20 protein-coding genes and 2 tRNA genes are annotated in these 21,240 nt (G+C 41.0%); 4 read left to right on the top strand and 18 right to left on the bottom strand.

Annotated features, from left to right (window positions below; all coding sequences use genetic code 11):
- Positions 1-2 precede the first annotated feature (2 nt).
- The 4 genes from FD12_RS08330 to FD12_RS08315 all read right to left on the bottom strand — a co-directional run bounded on the left by FD12_RS08330 (position 3) and on the right by FD12_RS08315 (position 4,826).
- The gene (locus FD12_RS08330) at positions 3-347 is read right to left on the bottom strand and encodes a YlbF family regulator (protein WP_054746702.1); all 345 of its coding nucleotides are present in this window, start codon (positions 345-347) and stop codon (positions 3-5) included.
- Between the two features lie 77 nt (positions 348-424).
- Positions 425-2,512 (bottom strand): PBP1A family penicillin-binding protein, encoded by a 2,088-nt coding sequence (locus FD12_RS08325; RefSeq protein WP_056982608.1) that lies wholly within the window; start codon positions 2,510-2,512, stop codon positions 425-427.
- Between the two features lie 236 nt (positions 2,513-2,748).
- Complete coding sequence (gene argS / locus FD12_RS08320) at positions 2,749-4,440, bottom strand: arginine--tRNA ligase (RefSeq protein ID WP_056982606.1); 1,692 nt, start codon at positions 4,438-4,440, stop codon at positions 2,749-2,751.
- A 315-nt stretch (positions 4,441-4,755) separates the two neighbouring features.
- Positions 4,756-4,826, bottom strand: a tRNA-Gly gene (locus FD12_RS08315).
- A gap of 126 nt (positions 4,827-4,952) precedes the next feature.
- Between FD12_RS08315 and FD12_RS08310 the strand changes: the two genes are divergently transcribed.
- Positions 4,953-5,291, top strand: a complete 339-nt coding sequence (locus FD12_RS08310) for a YisL family protein (protein ID WP_054746703.1) — start codon at positions 4,953-4,955, stop codon at positions 5,289-5,291.
- A gap of 8 nt (positions 5,292-5,299) precedes the next feature.
- Here FD12_RS08310 and FD12_RS08305 read toward each other — a convergent pair whose 3' ends face one another.
- Genes FD12_RS08305 through asnB form a run of 4 tightly spaced genes read right to left on the bottom strand, consistent with a single transcriptional unit; the run spans position 5,300 to position 10,730 of the window.
- Positions 5,300-6,016, bottom strand: coding sequence for an aspartate/glutamate racemase family protein (locus FD12_RS08305; RefSeq protein ID WP_056982604.1), 717 nt, complete (start codon positions 6,014-6,016; stop codon positions 5,300-5,302).
- 13 nt (positions 6,017-6,029) lie between these two features.
- A complete protein-coding gene (locus FD12_RS08300) occupies positions 6,030-7,280 on the bottom strand; it encodes a carboxylate--amine ligase (RefSeq protein ID WP_056982603.1) in 1,251 nt (416 codons plus the stop codon).
- Positions 7,281-7,284: 4 nt separating this feature from the next.
- Positions 7,285-8,820: a UDP-N-acetylmuramoyl-L-alanyl-D-glutamate--2,6-diaminopimelate ligase gene (locus FD12_RS08295; RefSeq protein WP_056982600.1), complete on the bottom strand. Its 1,536-nt coding sequence runs from the start codon at positions 8,818-8,820 to the stop codon at positions 7,285-7,287.
- Positions 8,821-8,849: 29 nt separating this feature from the next.
- Positions 8,850-10,730: an asparagine synthase (glutamine-hydrolyzing) gene (gene asnB / locus FD12_RS08290; protein WP_056982598.1), complete on the bottom strand. Its 1,881-nt coding sequence runs from the start codon at positions 10,728-10,730 to the stop codon at positions 8,850-8,852.
- Positions 10,731-10,933: 203 nt separating this feature from the next.
- Between asnB and FD12_RS08285 the strand changes: the two genes are divergently transcribed.
- Positions 10,934-11,170 carry a hypothetical protein gene (locus FD12_RS08285; RefSeq protein ID WP_056982597.1) on the top strand — a complete coding sequence of 79 codons (237 nt, stop codon included), beginning with the start codon at positions 10,934-10,936 and terminating at the stop codon, positions 11,168-11,170.
- A gap of 239 nt (positions 11,171-11,409) precedes the next feature.
- Here FD12_RS08285 and FD12_RS08280 read toward each other — a convergent pair whose 3' ends face one another.
- On the bottom strand, positions 11,410-11,853 hold the full coding sequence (locus FD12_RS08280) for a universal stress protein (protein WP_056982595.1): 444 nt from the start codon (positions 11,851-11,853) through the stop codon (positions 11,410-11,412).
- A 219-nt stretch (positions 11,854-12,072) separates the two neighbouring features.
- Between FD12_RS08280 and FD12_RS08275 the strand changes: the two genes are divergently transcribed.
- Positions 12,073-12,564: a cupin domain-containing protein gene (locus tag FD12_RS08275; protein ID WP_082622225.1), complete on the top strand. Its 492-nt coding sequence runs from the start codon at positions 12,073-12,075 to the stop codon at positions 12,562-12,564.
- Positions 12,565-12,628: 64 nt separating this feature from the next.
- On the opposite strand, the gene FD12_RS08270 is transcribed toward FD12_RS08275, so the two are convergent.
- Positions 12,629-12,712: transfer RNA gene (locus tag FD12_RS08270), tRNA-Leu, on the bottom strand.
- Between the two features lie 21 nt (positions 12,713-12,733).
- The gene (locus FD12_RS08265; protein ID WP_054746704.1) at positions 12,734-13,432 is read right to left on the bottom strand and encodes a DUF2238 domain-containing protein; all 699 of its coding nucleotides are present in this window, start codon (positions 13,430-13,432) and stop codon (positions 12,734-12,736) included.
- 126 nt (positions 13,433-13,558) lie between these two features.
- On the opposite strand from FD12_RS08265, the gene FD12_RS08260 reads away from it, so the two are divergent.
- The gene (locus FD12_RS08260; protein ID WP_056982593.1) at positions 13,559-14,011 is read left to right on the top strand and encodes a MarR family winged helix-turn-helix transcriptional regulator; all 453 of its coding nucleotides are present in this window, start codon (positions 13,559-13,561) and stop codon (positions 14,009-14,011) included.
- Positions 14,012-14,087: 76 nt separating this feature from the next.
- Here FD12_RS08260 and FD12_RS08255 read toward each other — a convergent pair whose 3' ends face one another.
- The 7 genes from FD12_RS08255 to FD12_RS08225 form a co-directional block, all read right to left on the bottom strand.
- Entirely contained in the window at positions 14,088-14,849 is a 762-nt protein-coding gene (locus FD12_RS08255) for a serine hydrolase (protein WP_056982590.1), read from the bottom strand.
- Positions 14,846-15,736: a C40 family peptidase gene (locus FD12_RS08250; protein WP_056982589.1), complete on the bottom strand. Its 891-nt coding sequence runs from the start codon at positions 15,734-15,736 to the stop codon at positions 14,846-14,848. The genes FD12_RS08255 and FD12_RS08250 overlap by 4 nt, the downstream gene beginning before the upstream one ends.
- 177 nt (positions 15,737-15,913) lie before the next feature.
- Positions 15,914-16,990, bottom strand: a complete 1,077-nt coding sequence (locus tag FD12_RS08245; protein ID WP_054746706.1) for a dipeptide epimerase — start codon at positions 16,988-16,990, stop codon at positions 15,914-15,916.
- A gap of 12 nt (positions 16,991-17,002) precedes the next feature.
- Positions 17,003-18,622, bottom strand: a complete 1,620-nt coding sequence (locus FD12_RS08240; protein ID WP_056982587.1) for a peptide ABC transporter substrate-binding protein — start codon at positions 18,620-18,622, stop codon at positions 17,003-17,005.
- Between the two features lie 125 nt (positions 18,623-18,747).
- Entirely contained in the window at positions 18,748-19,299 is a 552-nt protein-coding gene (locus tag FD12_RS08235; protein WP_054746707.1) for a C39 family peptidase, read from the bottom strand.
- Positions 19,296-20,405: a DmpA family aminopeptidase gene (locus FD12_RS08230; protein ID WP_056982583.1), complete on the bottom strand. Its 1,110-nt coding sequence runs from the start codon at positions 20,403-20,405 to the stop codon at positions 19,296-19,298. Before FD12_RS08230 ends, FD12_RS08235 begins: the two co-directional genes overlap by 4 nt.
- A 115-nt stretch (positions 20,406-20,520) precedes the next feature.
- On the bottom strand, positions 20,521-21,231 hold the full coding sequence (locus FD12_RS08225) for a CPBP family intramembrane glutamic endopeptidase (RefSeq protein ID WP_056982581.1): 711 nt from the start codon (positions 21,229-21,231) through the stop codon (positions 20,521-20,523).
- Between the last annotated feature and the right edge of the window lie 9 nt (positions 21,232-21,240).

The following is a 21,240-nucleotide window of genomic DNA, read 5'->3' as shown; positions in this document are numbered from 1 at the left end:
TATTAATTCCGGTACAATTCCATGATTGGTTTGGTGACCAAATCATTCACATCACCTAAGACCTTGTTAAGTGCCTTTTCATTGTTCATCAATTCAGAAATGATTGGGCTTTGTCCCATTTTGGTTGCCATTGCTTGCGCATTTTGAATTTCTTCTTGGGTCGGTTGAGTCCCTTGCATCTGTTTCTGTTGCAACTGCATCTGAGTCTGTTGGAATTGTTTAAATAATTTAAAGGTGTCAGCGTCTGCTTGCAGCTTTTCGTAGGTACCCTTCAAATCTGTATATTCTTTGGTTGTGATCAATTCCTGTTGTAATTGAGTCGCAAGATCAGTTAATTTATCATTCATTAAATTTTCCACCTTAATTTGTATTTCTTTTAGTTTAACACAAAAGCTACTCGGACTCCTGTTGGGATTAGGATTAATTAATGGCCAAACCAGCTCTTGGCATCGTCCACAAACTCTTTAGCCTTTTGTTCAAACTTGTTAGAGTATTCATCCGTTTTCTTCTGAATCGTATCCCAAAGATTGTCATTATTACTTTCACCTTGAACAATCGTTTGGGCATCCTTGGTATTGAACGTTGAGTTCTTGGTGTATGGCAACATTGTCTGCATCTCGTTCTTGAACAATGGGCCAACGCCTGTCCCACTCAGATTTTCAAGATGATGAGCCTGGCTGGTACTGTCGAAACCTTCCCAAGTTGCGACAACCAGATCTGGGGTATAACCAATAATCCATTTGTCCTTGGTTGCATCGGCCGAACCCGTATCATCGGCCTCGGTACTTCCAGTTTTTCCGGCAACTTGATACCCATAAGGCTTCGCATCCACGCCAGTTCCGTTATTGAAAACGCCCAGCATCATACTGGTCATTTGCTTAGCAACGGAAGCTGACATAATTTGCCGACCTTGTTGCTTGGCCGTGTTGTCCACCACAACTTTACCTGTCGAGTCGACAATTTTACGAATGTAGAAAGGCTTGACCACTTTACCACCATTGGCAAATGCAGTATAGGCCCCGGCCATCTGTTGGGGCGAAACGCCACCGTCCATCCCACCGAGTGCCAGAGCGAGGTTCTTGTCTTTCTTAGTAACCGGGATATTGAAGTCCTTCACAGATTGGTAACCGCGATTAACCCCGATTTGATTAAGCAGCCAAACAGCCGGGGCATTCATACTCTGAGCCAATGCCTCATACATTGGAACCTTACCTTGGTAGACGTTATTGTAATTCTTCGGCGTATAGTGATTAGCACCATACGACTTTTTCTTGTCGACCAACTCTGAATCAAACTTGTATCCAGCCTCTAAGGCAGGCGTGTAAACCGCAAGTGGCTTCATCGTCGACCCAGGCTGCCGACTGATCTGGGTAGCTCGGTTATATCCCCGGAAGACATGTTGACCCCGACCACCAACAACGGCAGTTACGCCACCAGTACTTGGGGAAACACCGATCGAAGCAGCCTGCACCTTTGTTCCATCAGCGGCATTTGCCGGGAAGTAATAATTATTATTAAACGTTGTCTGCATGGCCTGCTGCTGGGATTGATTCAGATTGGTGTAAATTCGATAACCACGATTCATGATCTCGGATTCAGTCAGCCCATACTTGCTGATCGCCTCATCGATAACCGCATCGAAGTAATAGGGATATTTATACCCATCTTTTCGAACATAGGTATCATGCAAGACAATCGGTGTTTTCTTATAATAATCAGCCTGCGATTGCGTCAATTGATTGTTCTCAACCATCAATTGAAGAACCACGTTGCGCCGCCATTTAGCAGCTTTGGGATGGTCAATTGGGTTAAACGCACTCGGCGACGTCAGCATCCCTGCCAACACTGCGGCATCGGGAACCGATAAATCAACCGCATTTTGCCCGAAATATTTTTGCGAGGCATCCTGAACGCCCCATACCCCATTACCAAAGTATGCGTTGTTAAGATACATCGTCAAAATTTCTTTTTTGGAATAAACATTTTCGACCTGAATTGACAGGAATAATTCTTTGAGCTTTCGAGTCATGGTCTGTTCTTGCGATAAATACGCATTCTTGACCAATTGCTGGGTTAATGTACTTCCACCACCGCTGATATAATCACGATGTAAGATTTTATTCTTTAATAGTAAAAACACTGCCCGAGCAATTCCCTTGAATGAAAAACCATATTCATGGTAGAAATTACGATCCTCAGTAGAAAGAACGGCTTTGGGAATATTTTTCGAAACTTTATTTAGTTGAACGTAAGTCCCCTTTTGGGCATATAGTTCTCCTGCCTTATGGTTACTTGCGTCAAAGATTTCAGTTGTTTTGGCAAGCGAGGATTCAAGATTTTGGACGTGAGCCGTTTTAGCCAGGAACACTAAGTAGGTACTCGTCATCAATCCAACACTCAGGAACAAAACAACCAACCATTTAACCAAATGATACTTTCGACAAAAGCGATTAAATCGTCTAAACAAAGGTCCAGCCTTTTTCCTAAATGATTTGGTTGAATTGTTGTTCATACTCATGCTCCTTTTATAAATACTTACACATTGTATCACACATGAAATTCAGGTTTGAGAGGCATGTAAAAATTTAAAAAGGATTTAAGAGATGAAAAACTGATTCAAATGGCCAATAACGGAATTTAATCAAAAAAACCAACCATTCCATATCAGGAATAATTGGTTCTTCTTGTTAAATTCTGGGATCAAAGCGGACTCCCAGTCTCTCAGTTAGTTAGTTATTTAGATTTAAATTACATTGCATCTGGGGCTTTAACTCCCAACAAGTTAAGTGATTCCTTCAACACAATCGATACAGCCTTAACCAATGATAAACGAGCGCCTAATTGGTCATCTTCAACCAGAATCTTTGAATGAGCATAATATTTGTTAAATGCCTTCGCTAATCTCAATGAATATTTGGCAATTTCTGATGGTTCGAAGTCCTTGCAGGCACTCTTAACAATGTCAGGGAATTCCTTCAACGAAGTAACAGTTTCCCAAGCTGCAGGGTCACCAAGAGATTTATTCGCACCGTGAAAATCAATGTCGTTAGCCTTACGAAGAATACTTTCAGCTCTGGCATGCGAATATTGAACATAAGGACCGGTTTCGCCTTCGAACTTCAGCTGATCTTCAAGGACAAAGTCGATGTTATTGGTTCGTTCATTCTTCAAATCACCGAAGATAATTGCGCCAACCCCAACTTCATTGGCAACTTCTTCTTTATTTGGCAAATCAGGATTTTTGTCTTCAATTTGTTTTTTAGCCAAATCGATAGCGTCATCCAAAACTTTGTCCAACAAGATAATTCGGCCAGAACGAGTTGACAATTTCTTCCCGTTAACGGTAATCAAGCCAAATGGAATATGATGGAGATTTTCAGCTGATGGCAATCCCATTTCAAGCAGGACGGCCTTCAATTGTTGGAAGTAGTATGTTTGTTCTGAACCAACGACATAAAGGTTCATAGCTGGTTTGTAGGTTCTGTCACGGAAAATTGCGGTGGCAATATCACGGGTGATGTACAGGGTTGCACCATCGCTCTTCAAAATTAAAGCGGGATTTAGATTGTACTTGTCGAGGTTAACAACCTGCGCACCTCTGGATTCAACAAGTAAGCCCTTGTCTTTAAGGATCTGAATTCCTTCATCCATCTTGTCGTTATAAAATGCTTCACCATTATAAGTATCAAAAGTGACACCTAATTTTTCATAAATCTTATTGAATGATTCAAGGGAAACTTTTCGGAACCATTTCCACAGGAAGACTTCTTCTTCATTGCCCTCTTCAAGTTTCTTGAAGGTCTCACGGGCCTCGTCATCCAACTCAGGATGTTCTTTGTCTTCTTGATGGAACTTAACATAATACTTAACTAAGTTATTGATTGGGTCTTTCTTAACGTCTTCCTCGTTACCCCATTTTTTGTAGGCGACGATCAATTTTCCAAATTGAGTTCCCCAGTCACCAAGATGATTATCTTTGATTGGATGATACCCATTTTTAACCAAAATCTTGGCGATTGAGTTACCGATAACAGTTGAGCGCAAGTGACCCATTGAAATTGGCTTGGCAATGTTAGGTGATGACATATCGATCGGCACATTACCACCCTTACCGTGATCGTTTTGACCATAGGCGGCACCTTGCTCAATGACATCAGTCAGAACTTCGTTACTAAATTGACCTTTATCTAAGAAAAAGTTAATGTAAGCACCCTTAGCTTCAACCTTTTCGTAGGATGATTGGTCAATTTTGCTAACCAGATCCTCAGCAATCTGATTGGGGGATTTATGCAAAACCTTTGCTAAAACGAATGCCGGAAATGCTAAGTCACCCATTGCTTGAGTCTTAGGTTGTTCCAACTTCTCGTAAACTTCTGCTGATGATAATTCGTCATTCAATACACTTAAAATTGAATTCGTCACTTGTGCTTTATAATCCATTACTATTTCCCTCCGTCTATAAATATACAAAAAAACTCTTACAAAAAATTGCAAGAGACGAGTAAACCCGCGGTACCACTCCATTTGATAAAAATATCCGCTCAACTTATTAAATTATTATTCTAAAAAGCGCGCTTCGTTGACTCAACACTTCGGCTCTCACCATCCCGAATTCGCTAAATATTCAGCAACCAACTACTACTCTTTTATCATTGAATAAATATAACATACCAGATGTATAATAACTTGTTAACAATAAAGATGTCAACCTCAATCGATCATTAATCCGGTGGTCCGTAGCGAAGAACACTACGAAGCGGGTAACGGGAATCGGACCCGCGACGCAAGCTTGGGAAGCTTGAATTTTACCACTAAACTATACCCGCATAGCAAAGATAATTATATCACGCAAAATTACCTTTGTCATAAAGTTTTGAAATTTGTAAAAGAACGGCAATAAATATTGCTTTTTCTGGTCGGATTATTGATACTTAAGTAAAGAGGTGTTCTGAATGTGGATTATACTTAACTATTTTTGTTGGGCAGTCTTTTTCGTTAACTTAATCTGGGGTCTCACTCGGCCAATCAAAAAACGAGTAATCGACTCAATGATGATCTCCAGATTATTTTACTGGATGATCATTATTAGTCAAGTTGTGATTGCACTTCGCTCTTTTCACCGACATCCATTGATTGTTGCCATTGGGGCTGTCACGACGTTAGCGATCATCGCGCTCAGTGAAAATGCATACGGTCGCAAACAGGATACTCACTATACCCCAAAGCTTCTTTGGCTATTGGTAATCGCAACCCCCATTGCCATCGCAATTCAAACTTTCGTCAACTATTAATTAGTTGGCTATTTTTTTTGCTTCTTAAGCTGTTGAATCAACTCAATTGAGCGTTTAGCCAGAACATCTTGAGAATCGATAACCGGATAACCATGATCGCCCGCCCGCTGTTGGGCAACTGATAGTTCTGTACAGCCTAAAACGACGATATCGCAATGAAATTGATCAACCATTTTGGCTAAAATATCATGATAAAGTTTGGCGTCGACATAATTCTTCTGCTTCACATCATCATAAATTAATTCCATTGTTTGATCGGCAACTTCGGCAGTGGGTTTGAACAGTTCATAACCGGCATCGATTATTTCTTTATCATAAATGCCGTCATGAAGCGTGCCATTTGTGGCAATTAAACCAACTTTGCGGGCATTAGGAACCATGGTCTTAATTTTTTTGATTGTTTCATGCGGCATATTCAGAATTGGAATCGTCGTCAATGCCTGAAGCTCATCATAGAAATAATGGGCAGTATTACATGGGATGGCAAAAAATGCTGGTTGAAGCTGACTTTGTTGCTTGATGTCAGCTGCTAACGGCAGAAAAGGATTGGGCTTCTTGTGATCCATAATATAGTCAGTCCGATCAGGAATCGTGGCATGATTAACTAAGATGTAATTGAGATAATCTTGGTCCTTAGTTGCCGGGGTCTGCTCATTTAAAAGATGAATAAACGTTTCGGTTGCTTCGGTTCCCATGCCACCAATAATTGTAAAAAAGTTATCCATAAATAATCAGTCCTTACTTGGCAACGAAATAGTGCTTAAAGTTCTTTGCGTAGTTATGGAACATCCATTTGTATAGCGCAAAACGTTTGACGCTCTTATCCTTGCCATACCAGAAAGTATCACCATATCGGCCTTCATTGATCAATTGAAGCGCCTCTTTTTTGGCTTCGTTTTCTTTTGCATATTTTTTAAAGATCTGAGTTGAAACGCCTAGCCACAAGAAATATTTATTTTGGTCTTGGTTAGCGTAAAGGGTCGGCTTGTCCTTAAGAGAGTCAAAAACATAATCTTGAACAACCCAATCAGCCAATCGATAACCATTTAAAGTCACAAAGAAACTACTCCGGCCAGTCCGTAAATTGATTTCAAATAACTTATAGGAATTGTCTCTGGTATCAAATTTGATATCAAAGTTTGCATAACCGGTAAACTTAATTTCCTCCAAAAACTTTTGGACACGGTCATAAATATCTTGATTGAATTCTGGAATGATTGCAACGTAATTACCGATTGCAGAAGGAGACGGATCCTCAAGAAGGGGATGCCCCAGGCACATCAGCTTAACTTGGTGATTCTTGTCAACATAGACGTTCAACGTCCGCATATTGCTGTCGTCACCTGGAATGAAATCTTGAAGGATAAAATCTGATGTGTAGCCGTTATCATAACTTTTTGCAACCACATCTTTAAACTCTGATTCACTTTGAATGATAAATGCCTTTTTGCGGCCTTCAAAATGAATATCCAGCCATTCAACACTATTCGCTGGCTTCAGCGCCACTGGATACCCAAATGGCTGGTTGATATCCTCACCAGATTCATACATTTGCTTTGAGATGATCTTGGTCTTTGGGTACGGCAAATCGTACTTGTCGCACATTTTGTAAAAATTCTCTTTGTCGTTCAACTTTTTGATCAAGTCGTAGTCAATGTACGGACAGACAAAGACATCTTCCAATTCTGACTTGTGTTTGGAAATCAGTTCAGCATAACCGTCACCACATCCAATTAGAATGACTGGTTCATTGTGATCAGCATATCGCTGTTTAATTCGTTTCATGGAATTGATCCAGGTTGGGTCCTCGCTAAAACCTGGAATTAGTTCGAGATCAACTACTTTGGTATAACGGGTTGGCGCAAGTTGAACCTCAGCAAATGCTTTGACCGGCTTCCCATAAATTTCATAAAGGCAGCGAGCCATTCCGTACACATTAAAATCACTCCCCAAAAGAACTGGGGTAAAATCCGCTTCTTGATTATCCATTTGATTAAAGTCCTTTCACGAGATTAGCAACAATTGCCGCATCCCCAGCATAAGGCACATTTCGACCATTGATTTTCTGAAAGGCGTCATGTCCTTTGCCAGCAACCAACACAACGTCACCTGGTAAACTTTCCGTCACGGCTTTTGTGATTGCAGCTTTGCGATCGGCGATATAAGAAACCGCAACTTTATCATGATCAATATGTTGGGATATTGTTTCCGCAATTACTTTAGGATCCTCAGTTGCTGGATCATCAGTCGTTAAATAAGCCTTATTGGCAAACTCGCCAATTGCTTTTCCAAGCCCTTCCCGACGGTCAATTCCTTTATCGCCGGTGCTGCCAGTGATCACAACAATTTGCCCCTTGGGTTGTTGTTCTTTGATGAAATTCAACACGGAATGCAAACTGCCATAATTGTGGGCGTAATCCACATAAATGGTCCCATGCTCTTTAGTTGGATAGATTTCCATTCGACCGGGGACTGTTGTGTGAGCTAAACCATATTCGATATCAGCGACGCTTGCCCCCATCAGGCAACTCGTAATTGCAGCGGTCACGGCATTACCCTCATTGTAGTCGCCGGGAATGCTAATTGTGTAATTGCCATCAATAGCCAGCTTCTTTGCATGATTGGTATTGGCAGTAATCGAAATTTTGTTACTGGTCAACGAATCCTCCAGTGATTGATACTGAAAATCAACTGGGATTCCAAGTTCGGTTACCTCAGCTTCCCGACCGTAAATGTAAATGTTTTCTGGTTGAGTCGTCGTCTTGGCAGCATAGTAAATGTCTCTGATGTGTGTTCCATCAGCATTCAAAATACAAATATTGGAGTTAACCAAAAGCTGTTCTTTGCAGTGTAAGTAATCCGCAAACGTTGGATGTTCATTTCGACCGATGTGATCTGGGGAAATGTTCAAAAACACCCCAACATCGTAGTGAAGCCCATAAACCCGATTCTTCTTATAGGCCTGAGAAGACACTTCCATTACCAGGTGTGTCATCCCGTTATGGACAGCAGCGTTCATATTTGTGAACAAGTCCAATGATTCAGGAGTCGTCAAACTAGACTTCACAACATCATTGGCAGTGTTCCCCACCACCGTGTTGATAGTGGAAAATAAAGCAACTTTTTGTTGATAGGTTCTATCTAAAATTGACTTTGCGAAGTAGGCCGAAGTCGTTTTCCCTTTGGTTCCAGTAAACGCAATTGTCGGCAAGTGATTCTGTGGGAACCCAAAAAATGCCGCACTTAACAGCGACATTGATTTTTGGATATCATTCACGATAATACCGGGAATCGCAACATTGGTGAATTCTTGTTCAGAAACGTAAGCAATTGCGCCTCGATTCTGAGCATCCAACAAATAGCTTGCTTTAAAATTACCCTTACAAAAGAACAGGCTTTTTCCTGAAACCAATTTAGAATTGTACGCAATTTGCTTAAAATTGAGACTTAAGTTGCTCAATTGACTTTTCACTAATAAATGATGTTCGTTTAAAATCACCAAAGCTTCGTCAAGAGTAATTTGTGCCAACTTATGCACCTTCCATTTCTTTACGAATTCTAAATTTGTGTTCTATGAACCAAACTAACGGTATTTTCAGTGGTATCTTCTGGGAAGTACACCTGGTACCAGAGAATGAAGGTATAAATTGTGAAGATTTTTTGCATGTTGGACTTACCTTCAGCATGTTCTTTTAATAAACGGTCAAGTTGGTCAGTATTAAAGAACTTCTGACCCGTATCTGAATGGAATGCGTGCACGATGCGTTCATGATATTTGGGATCATTAATCCAGCTGGCAATTGGTGATGGGAATCCGAGCTTCTCTTTCAGGGCGGTCTTCTTAGGCATTTCCCGTTCAGCGGCTGTTCTCAAGGCAATCTTCGTTTCATCTGGCGTAATTCGGGTCTTAACCGGCATGGTTTCCGCAAACTTGGCAACCTCTTTGTCGACGAAAGGAACTCGAACTTCCAGTGAATTACACATACTCATTCGATCAGCCTTATGCAAAATATCATAAGGAAGCCAAGTGTTAATATCGAAATACTCCATTTGAGTCATTTCATCCTTGTCAGCAACATCGTCAAAAATATGCTTGGTATAGGCCCCGGAATCGGTATTGATTGACGGATCTTTCAACACTTTATTTCGATCTTCGTAGTTGAAGACATAATTAACTCGATAATATCGTTCACTTAACGGTTGGGCGCCCCGCATTAAGAAACGCTTACCATGGAACCTTGGCAGGCGTTTTGCAACTGCTGCTAAGCCCTTACGGACAGGCTTGGGAACGTATTTCTGATAGCGATCAAATGGAATTGCCTCCAAATAAGTGTTATAACCACCGAAGAACTCGTCAGCTCCTTCACCGGATAAAGCAACCTTCACGTGTTTGGAAGTCTCTCGTGACAGATAATAGAGCTGGATTGCAGCGGGATTTGATAACGGCTCATCCATGTAGTACATCATGGTTGGCAGGAAGTTGAAGTAGTCGTCGCCGTCCATGTAGATTGGCGTGTTCTTCTGTTGAATTGTTTTAGCAAATTCTGTCGACCATGCGAGTTCACTATATTTAGAATGGTGGAACCCAATTGAAAATGACTGAATTGGCTTAAGCTTAGCTGCTTCATTCAATACGTAACTGGAATCAATCCCACTCGACAAGAAGCTGCCGACTTCAACATCGGCGATCATATGCGCTTTTACAGAATCGTCAACCAACTTACCAATTTTATCGGCATCACCTTCAATAGTTTGACTGTTATCAATGTGATCATAGTTAAATTTAAAGTAGCGGTGCGTTTCAGTCTTGCCGTTCTTGTGAAGGAAATATTGGCCAGGAAGTAATTTGTAAACATTCTTAAACATGGTTTCTCTTGACGGAATAAATTCAAAGCTCAAATGGATTGGCAAAAGTCGGAGATTTAATTCCTTCTTGAAATTTGGGTGCTCCAAAAATGCCTTGATTTCTGAACCCCAAAGAAAGGAATCCCCATCGTCATAATAGTATAATGGCTTGATGCCGAAATGATCTCGGGCGCCAAAAATTTCATTCTTCTTTTGATCATAGATCACGAAAGCAAACATTCCGCGAAGTTTGTCGAGAAGTGCAGGTCCCCACTCCTCATAACCATAAATCAGGACTTCAGAATCAACATCTGTTCGGAATTCATAACCCAAGTCACGCAATTCTTCCCGGATTTCTTTATAATTGTAAATTTCGCCATTAAACGTTAACACTTTGGTCTTGTCAGCGTTATACATTGGCTGGCCACCATGGGCTAAGTCAATAATGGAAAGTCGGCGGAATCCCATGGACACGTCGTTATTAGCAAAATAAGCTTCGTCATCAGGTCCACGATGCTTAATTCTATCTGCCATATCATTAATTGTATTTTCAGGAACATCTTTTTGGTTAACGTAACCAACAAATCCGCACATAACTTATTCCCCTTTTACTAATTCAATCTACATCAAAACATAACGCCTATTATTTTATCAGATAACGGCCCAAGCTACCAGTAGTATAATGTTTTCTTAAAAAAGGCCAAGAAAACAAATTAAAAATAGCTGAATTTTGTTTTACCATTATTTTACGTTATAATTTAATTAAGAGTTAAAAAGCATTGAAGGGAGCGGTATTTATGGATGAAATCGTATTTTTCAACCCGGGCGATTCAATTGGTAACTTTCATGATCACAATGAAGCTGTCAAAACTGCTCAAATTTATAAAGAAAAACAAAATCAGAACAAACGAGTCCTCGTCGTTCACGGCGTTGATAACAAAGATTTTGACATTTTCTTGGCGGACGATGTTGTTTCCCACGATAACGAAAAAAACGCGATTCAAAAACCGTACAAGGTTTCGGATCGTTTATAGTTAGACACAAAGTGAACGAGGTTGGGACATATATTAATTTCCAATCAGTCATTATTCGTTTGGATCGCTGTAGCCACTTGGATAAAAGCTGCGCCAAACGGCTGATCCCGGCCATTTAACGAAAAGAACCAACTATTCCAAAATCAGGAATAATTGGTTCTTTTCGTTAAATTCTGGGATCAAAACGCCTATTGTCTCAGTCTCTTTATTTTTTGAAAACAGTTGGTTCCTCTTTTAAATTATTCATCCTTGGCGTTCACAACTAATACTTTAGTTGTGGCATTACGAACAACATAAGCAGTTGTTGAACCAATCAGTACCCGATTCAATGCATCAACACCAGATTTACCAATAACAATCAAGTCAATATCATGTTGATCCGGATAAATATGGGCAATAATGTTCTTTGGGTTGCCAATGTCAACGGCCGTTTCAAACTTGACGCCTTGTGAATCAACATACTTTTTAGCTTCCTCAATAATGTTATTAGCAACATTTTTTTGATCATCATACATATTTGCAGGTAACCCTGTCCCACCAGCACCATAATAGAAATTAGTGTTGTTAATGACTGTGATCAAACTGAGTTTTGAATTAAACTGTTTGGCTAACTTGACTGCTTCTTCAAGAGCTTGCTGCGAATTCCTACTGCCATCGAGTGGTACTAAAATATTCTCATACATGCTGATCATCCTTTCTAAAATCCTGTAAGCGCAATCAACTTCACTACACCTACTATAATGCAACGTTTATAAATGAAATGCAATTAATAAGCTTTATGATATATACAAAATCACAAACTCGCAGAGTATAAAAAAACTTAGTGACCAGAATGCGTGATTTGCTATAATTTAAAGCAATTCATTTGTGACACCACATTTTCTCTTAGAAAGGAATCCCCAATGATAACGAGACAAGACTACATCAAACAGTTGAATTTAGAACCGCACCCGGAAGGCGGTTGGTATAAACAGCTCCACCATAGTGAAGATACGTTTTTTGCACCTGAAAGTCACGGCGACCGCTATCGATACACGTCAATTCTATTCCTACTCGATTACGGAAGCCCCTCTCACTTTCATCGACTCAATCATGATGAATTATGGTATTTCCATGCGGGCAAACCAATTATAATCCATTGTATTGATAAAACTGGCAAGTATAGCAACTTTAAGCTTGGCAGTGACATTCTCCATGGGGAACAGCTACAGCTTCGAGTGCCTAAGAATACGATCTTTGCGTCAGAAGTCACTGACCCGGATTCTTTTGCTGTCGTAAGCTGCATGGTTTCACCTGGTTTTGACTTCCACGATTTTGAATTGTTTCATAAAGCTGATTTGGCTGCTGACTATCCAATGTACAAGGACTTAATTGACCGTTTAGGTGCAGAATGATACAAATAAATCGCGTTAATCCACTCAATTAAAGTGAATTAACGCGATTTATTTAACCTGTTTATGCCCCGAGCAAGATTCGAACTTGTACTTGATTTCTCAAACAGCGACCTGAACGCTGCGCGTCTGCCAATTCCGCCATCGGGGCAACAACAAGTTTAATTTTACACTAAAAGTACGAACTTGAAAAGAAGTTTTGGTGTTTTGATTTAAAAATTAAGTAACGACTGGCACTCGGATCACGTTTCATTAACAAATAACCAATTAATGCCATCAAGAAAGCCCCGATTAAATCCGCAATCAGATCAGTCATTGTATCCATTAAGGCTGCCCGACCGATGAGCATTCTTCCAGCTTCTTCGTACCGCTGCAAATTAAGACCGCCCAAACCATCTGCGGTGAATTCGTACAGTTCCCAGAAGACCCCACAAGCAGTTCCAAATGAAAAGGCAAATAGACTCATCAAAAATGGCGCTCTTCGTGAATTATCCCGAGAATCGAGTAATCCTTGGAAAATGGAAAAGCCCAACCCTGCCAACATCATGGCTGATAAAACATGTTCATATTTATCCCAGAACATCACACCATAAAATTGCAGTCCGGATCCCAGAAAAATAGACATATAGAGAAAGACGTAGAAAAAGATTAATTCAACTTGAGGAAAGTAAAAATACCCAAATTTTTCAATGATAAATGGTAAAATAGCAATTAAGATTCCAACAAAAACTTCAATTAACAATAATAATTGACCATGAAACTTAGGCTCACCCTTTAGGAACCAAAATCCGTAGTATCCTATGTATCCAATCATTGAAACAACGGTAATCATAAATAACCACGTGCTAAACCTCAATCGACCTATATTCATATTATTTTATTCCTCCCGTGACGGTAAAAAGATTGTTCAAAATTTAATAGTTAAAAATCTACTTCTTGCTTTTATTCTGAGATACCTTACAATAATATTATATATAAACTAATAGGAGCTAAACTTATGCCTAATATACAGCCTATTCAGTTGGATAGCCAACTGTGTTTCCAACTTTATACAGCAAACAAGAAATTCAATCATTTCTATCAGAACGTCTTAAAACCATTCAATTTAACTTACCCTCAGTATATTGCTATGCTCACTTTATGGCAATATGCACCGCTTTCGGTTAAAGAATTAGGTGGCCATCTTAATCTGGATAGCGGGACACTAACCCCACTATTGAAACGTCTAGAAAGCCACGGCTGGATAAAACGCAATCGAAGTGAAAAAGATGAACGAACGGTCATTATTCAGTTAACCAAGATGGCTGAAGGTGAAAAAGAAGAAGTCTTTGGCCATGTTAAAAAATGCTTCGAAATCTTGGACTTAGAAGAAACTGATAAAGAAAATTGTGCTGAATCCATTGCAATGATTGAAAAGAAACTCGATCAATATAATAGTAAAATTGACTAGTTGCCTATTACAAAAAGGCTGGCATCAAGACCTATTCACGTCCTGATACCAGCCTTTTACTATCCTAAAATATCATTCAATCTTCAATGTGCGCCAACTCTGTGGCAGCCAACTGGCCGACTTGATTAAAAATTGAAATCACATTCATTCGGTCAGATGTGCTCAAAGTGAGCATTGCGATTTCAAGCGAATGCTTGCCATATACAAACCGCGCCACATCATGATCAACTTGATTACCTTCCCCGGTTTTATTGAATACTTGAATGGCATCACCCAGCTCGTCAAAATTACCGGGAAGTTTATATCGAAACTGCTGATTTTTAAACCAATTCGTCACAATGTCACCGTGGTTTAAGGCCATTTCAAGCAGCCGCAAACTTTCAGCTGCATCGGTCTGATTATCAACGCCTTGCTCCAACGCGTGAGAGTCCATCAAGTATCGATTAAGCCGCGTAGCCTGAAAATGATGAGTTTCCAAATAATGGTTAATCGCCTTCATGCCGAAGTGCTGAATCAAAATATTACTGGCAAAATTATCTGAATCGCTAATCATAAGTGCCAACAGATCACGCAATTGCCATTTATCTTGGGAGAGCAGTTGTAAAACGCCTGCCCCACCTACCGGCTTCTTGTCAGATACAATGATTGATTGATTAAGGTCAACTTGACTATCCAAGATGTCATTTAGAATTGCTAATTTAATCAGAGAAGCGGATGGGAAAACGTCCTGAGCATTTTTCTCATAGACAATTTGACCATCCAAGTTGATTATGATGCCAACCGTTAACCAATCGACATCCAACAACCTAGACACCTGTTTGTGAAAAAATGTTCTCATCGCCAATATCTCCGAAAGCCCGCAAACTCCGAAGCAAACTTTGGCTCAGTCAAGTCTGCGATATCAACTTTTGCACCAGGTGTTCGTGACTCGATCATCTGCCCTTTGCCAATATACATGCCAACGTGGTGGACGTAACCAGTTCCGTGATCATACGCAAAGAATACTAAATCACCAGGTAAAATTTCTTCTGGTGATAATGGCAAGCCGGATTCTTGCTGGTCATCTGCATCCCGTGGAATATCAAAGCCCAAAACTCGATGAAGCGTATAAGCAAATCCGGAGCAGTCAAATCCATAGGAACTGACACCACCCCACAGGTAGCGCATCCCTAAAAATTGACGTCCCATTTGAACCATTGTCTCGCCAGCGTTCTGGCCAATAAATGGCAAAACAGTCGCTTTTTTGTCAATGTAGCCCTTCCCAAGTGGGGAAACGACTTCAAAATAGTCGCCGTCAGTCCCAGTTTGCAGAAGAACCGTCCCTAAACTCAATTCAAGAATTGGTTGCTTACTTTCGTTATACAAATTAGCGGTCCTAACGGCAATTCTCACCGTTGCAGTGACCGGTGGGTAAACGATTTGTTCAGCACTCAATAGTTTTGTCGGAACCCATCCTGGATAACCTCGTGAATCAGAATCATCTGATTGACTGGCAACGTAAACTTTAGCCCAATCTCCATCAAAATGATCGATAATCACTTCATCGTTAAACAAAGCTTGGGTCTCCAATAAGTCTTTCTCTGAAAGGTCAATCGATTCTTGATCGCTCATTTGATCGACCCAAGTTTTGACATCACCCTCCAAGGCAGGGCGATCCACTTTCCTTGGTGATTCTTTAGACTTCCAGATAGTTGCCACAGGAACTTTAACCCTTCTTGTTTCCATCTGGGCACCTCCATTCGTTTTTATTTATGATAACACTTATTTGCAGTTTCTTGAACGATAACCACTGACCCTCACAGACAATCCAAATCCAATATAAAACGAGACTGGAGTCAAACTTGACGTTTTGTCTTCAGCCTCGTTTACAATCTATTTTTTAACTTTTCGGAGCGGGATGGGTTATTTTGCAAACCCAAGTCCGGCAACCGTTGGTAATTTAATTTGATTATGTTCATTTGTAATTCCACCAGAAACGGGATTACTCGAGAACATCATTGATGCGTCCAAATCGACATACTTAATATTGCGCTTTGCAGCCGCTAAGTGAGCCGCAGCAGTGACCGAAACCGATGATTCAATCATGCTGCCGACCATACAGGGAATGCCAGCGGCCTCGGCTAGGGTATTAATCTTTAAGGCATTATCGAGCCCGCCAGCCTTCATCAGCTTTAAATTGATGATATCACAGCCCTTGAGCTGAATGATTCGATAAGCATCAGCCACAGAAAAAATACTTTCATCAGCCATGATCATGGTGGTCGTATTCGCTGTCACATACGCCATTCCTTCAAAATCGGATGCCGGAACCGGCTGCTCGACTAATTGAATATCAAGCCCCAAGTCACGCATCTTATTGATGATATAAGTTGCTTGCTTTGGATGCCAGCCTTGATTTGCATCTAACCTGAGCTTAACTTCAGGCCCAACTGCCTTTCTAAGGGCAATCACCTTTGCCAAATTCTCTGCTTCAGAGTCGCTGCCAACCTTGATCTTTAAAGTTGTAAAACCGTCAGCAATCAGCGCTTTAGCTTGGGCAATCATGTCAGCCGTTGTGCCGACACTCACTGTGTAATCTGTGGTGATTGTATCCGAACGACCACCCAACAACTGATAAAGAGGTACCCCATAGTGTTGGGCTATCAAATCGTTCACGGCGATATTTAAAGCAGCTTTAGGGCTGGAATTGTGAACCATTGTGCCATCAATCACTGCTTTTATATCCTCAGAATCAACTAAGGATTGACCAATTATCTTGGGACCAATCACAACATCAATGGCTTCTTTAATGCTTGCCATTGTATCGCCAGTGATTACAGGGGTTGGTGCTGCCTCCCCGTAACCGACTTTGCCTGTACTATCGGTCAATTTAACAATGATGGTTTGGGCAGTGGTCACTGTTCTCAACGCTGTTTTGAATGGGCGCTTGAGTGGAACGGCTGCACTCTGAATTTCAATTCCCTTAATAACTGGATCCAATCAATCTACCTCCTACTTGATATAAGCATTCTTAAAATTGTAGTTGGCACCAGCTGTGTTATAAACAATCCCCTTAACTTTTGAATTAATCATCCATTTTTCACCTGATTGATAAAGTGGAATAATGGCTTGGTCCTTCAATGCAAGGTTTTGCGCCTTTACCATATCGTCCCAACGAGCTTGAGCGTTACTCCCATCATCGTTGTTGCTTGCCTTGATCAAACGATCATATTCGGCATTCTTCCACTGGGAAATGTTACTTGGATTATCCGAAGTCAAAATGTTCAAGAATGTAATTGGATCGGAAAAGTCGGCAAACCAGTTGGCGACCGTTGCAGTAAACTGATGATCAGCCTGTCTTGAGAGAATAACTCGTCCAGGAATATTATTCAAAGTTACTTTCAAACCTGGTAATTTTTGCAAGGCACTTTGGAGATATTCACTCAGTTGTTTTTGATCATAGGAATCTGAATTCATCAAAGTAAAATGCAATGAATTAAGGCCAACTTCCTGCATCCCTTCTTTGAAGAGCTGCTTTGCCTTGGTTGGATTGTAAGTCATTGATGCCGGAGCAGTCACGTCTTTGGTGAAGTCAGTCCCGTTTTGAGGTGAAACGGCTAATCCTTTGGAAACGAAACTATCAGTATCCATGGCACCGCCACCAACCACTTTATTAGCTAATACTTTTCGATTGATAATCATCGACATTGCTTGGCGGATCTTCAAATTCTTGAAGGCCTTGTTCTTTTGATTAAGCGCAATGTAGTAACAGGATGACTGTTTTCGAGAAACCATATCCTTCTTGTTGCCCATTTGTTTAGCTTGAGTAGCTGACAATTGCGCCATATCAAGCTTCTTCTGGTTGAATAAGTTCAAGCCGGTTGAAGGATCTTTGACAACGCTAAACTTAACAGCATCGAGTTTAACGGCCTTCTTATCCCAATAATTAGGGTTCTTTTTTAAGGTCCAATTCAAGTTTGTCCCTGTCCACTTGGTTAACGTAAATGGTCCGTTATAGACTTGGGTTTTAGACGATGTGCCGTAATCGTTGCCATACTTGTTAACCGTCTTGGAGTCTTGAGGGAAGAAGACTGGGAATCCCATTAACAACTTAAAGTAGGGAATCCGTTGCTCCAAGGTAACGGTGAGCTTGTATTTGCCATCGGCTTTAATTCCGAGTGAGGAAACCGCAGCTTTTTTATTCTGAATCTTGTCGGCGTTCTTAATTCCTGAGAAAAGATAGCCATATTGAGAAACGGTCTTTGGATTTAACGTCCGCCGCCATGAATAAACGAAATCTTTGGCAGTAACTGGATCACCATTGCTCCATTTAGCGTTCTTTCTCAAGTTAAACGTGTAGGTCTTACCATCTTTTGAAATAGTTGATGAAGTGGCAATCCCCGGTTCAACCTTACTGTCTTTGCCTAGTCGATATAAGCCTTCATCGACGTTATTCAGAACATTAAAAGTACCAACCGCTGTCGTTTTTGACAAGTCCACGGTCGTTAGTTCTGAATCAGTCGACGTTGTAATTGTTTTCTTTTGCTGACTGGATTTGGACCCACAACCTGCGAGAATCAACGAAATGCTGGCAACCCCCGCTAACATAGCAACACTATGCGATAACTTCATAATAAAATCACTCCTCAATGATTTGTCCAATTCTTAACAAAGCTTAGTTCCTAATTTAGCATAAAAATTACAAAAAAACAGGTCTTTTCTAATATTATTTAGAAAGACCCGAATAATTCATAATTTCATTTCAAAATTGTTATTGCCATTCTGCGAAGGTTGTAGATTCTTTCGAATTGATCTTTGGACAACCAGTATTTCCCATCAATCGGATCACTTACATGAACTTGGTCGGCTTTAAGTCCATCCAGTAACACTGCGTGATTATTAACGGGAACCTTGCCAAATGGATACTGCTCCCATTCTGGATCGGCAAAGTGAACCGTGACAAACGTTAGTACAGGATTGCCGGCCTTTACCGCTTCATACAGCCATTCTGGATTAGCCCCACTTAAATCCTGAAGATGACCGTACCGACTTGCCCACAAAATGAGTGGCCGGACAAAAATAGCTTCAAACTTCCCCTTTTGGTTCTTAAACGGCGACCCGCCAAACCCGCGATACGGATTGGCATCGGGGCTAATCGGCATCTCCAAAAGAAATTGGCCGTAATTGATATCAAGGGCGTGGTGCTGGTAATGGAGTCCGGCCAGCATACTTGCTGCCTCACAGCCGTTAATTGCCCCCCATGCATTTTGATTGATATTTTCCGCATTTAATAAAATTTCTGAACTCATTGACTGACTCCTAATTGGCTAAAAATACTTGCCACCATGCCTGTATACTCCGGTTGCTCCTTGGCAAGTTTGCGAGCTGCATCGCAAAAGCTTAACCGCAGCCGACCTTTTCGATCCACCACTGAATCTGCGTGAACCAGCGAACTCAACACCGACTCGTCCACAACAGCCGCGGTTGCCCTAAAGAAGACGTCGATCGCATTGTCGTTAAATCGCGTCACTGTGTCGAAATTGCTGGTTGGGAAATGACTCACTAAATTGGCTGTTGAAAAGGCAAAGACAATTTCACCACTACCATTCCCAATGAAACCACCAGTCCGGTTAATACCAACAGTGGCCCGTTTAGCCAATCGTCGGAGCTGGCGGGCATTCAACGGTGCATCGGTTGCAAGCACGGTGATAATTGATCCCTTTTCTTCTTTCTTTTTATCAGCTGCCAGCATTTTGGCCAAAGGTTGACCAATTGGTTGGCCAAAGATGTTCAAATCACTGAGAAACCCATAGTTGCTCATTACAAGAGCTCCAATTGTGTACTCATGATCGTCATCAACTTTGACAACGCGGGATGCTGACCCAATTCCACCTTTGAGGTCATAGCACATCATGCCACGGCCAGCGCCAACTGCGCCTTCAGCGAAGATATCGCTCACGCCGTTAAGGGCTTCAGTCACATCTGATTCGCTGATCCGCATTTTGCGAATATTTGAGACATCCCCATCATTACATTCGGCTACAACCGGATTCACAGTACTGGTTGTGTCGCCGATTTCCGGGTTTTCAGTCAGCATCATTTTAGTGAGGGCATTAACGGCTGTGCCAACTCCAAACGTATTAGTCAGCACAATTGGGGTTTCAATTGTCCCAAGCTCGTCAATTTGAATCAACCCAACACTCTTGCCAAAGCCATTGATGACATATGAAGCGGCTGGAACCTTGTTTCGAAACAAATTATGGGAATGGGGGAAAATCGCTGTCACTCCGGAATGGACATCCTGATCGTCCACCGTCACTTGCCCCACTTTGACTCCAGGAATATCTGTGATTAAGTTCTTCGCCCCTTTGAGACCATCTGACACATCGTTTAGTAATTTTACATTTAAGCCCATCTTATCCACCTCAAATTCATTTAAACTCAATTTAGCACGGTTAACGAAGGTCCGTCAATCAAACAAAATAAGCCAGAAACTGAAGTTACCAGTCCTGACCTAAACAGTTAGACAATCAATTTACCATGACGATTTGGGCAATCATCATTCCAACTGCAATTAAATTATTTAAAAAATGCAATCCAATTGACACTTTAATGTTTCGAGTTTTAACAAACAAATACCCAAGGATGCCGCCAAGCAACGCATAAGTCAGAAAACTAATCACATTGATTGTCTCCATATGGGCCATGGAAAAGATCACCGCGCTCACGATGATTGGGGCCCAAAAACTTTTAGCGTTAAAGAATGCGCCAATTAAGAATCCTCTAAAGACCAGCTCCTCTAAAATTGGCGAACAGAACACAGCTGTGATCCCCATTAGCACTAAGGTTAAGTGACTACTGGTCATCATCTTTTGAATGACCTCATTATTGGACGTTTGATTGACGTGATAAACTGCCTGATTCAGCATCCCTAAGACAATTTCGATCACAAAGAACGCCAACCAGGAATAGACAATCCATTTAATATTGTTACCCGTTAAAGGTAGCTTGGTTGCTGGCTTAGCATAGCGCTTAAAAATATAAAACGCAATTCCAATCGCAACTGCGAAGCCAATCAAGTACAACGCCCCAATTAACAAATTGATCAAGTTTGAAAAATGACCAAGGATGATGAGCTGAAGTGGCAACTGGACGATGCCCACAATAATGAACAAGCCCACAAAAACCATCGCCCGTTCAAAATAGTCACCGAAGCTTAACTTTCGTGATTCATCGTTCATAGCGCATTC

This window comes from Lentilactobacillus rapi DSM 19907 = JCM 15042 (assembly GCF_001436255.1).
Classification (GTDB): domain Bacteria; phylum Bacillota; class Bacilli; order Lactobacillales; family Lactobacillaceae; genus Lentilactobacillus; species Lentilactobacillus rapi.
Note: the sequence above shows the minus strand (reverse complement) of the source record. Positions and strands in the feature narration are given on the sequence as shown.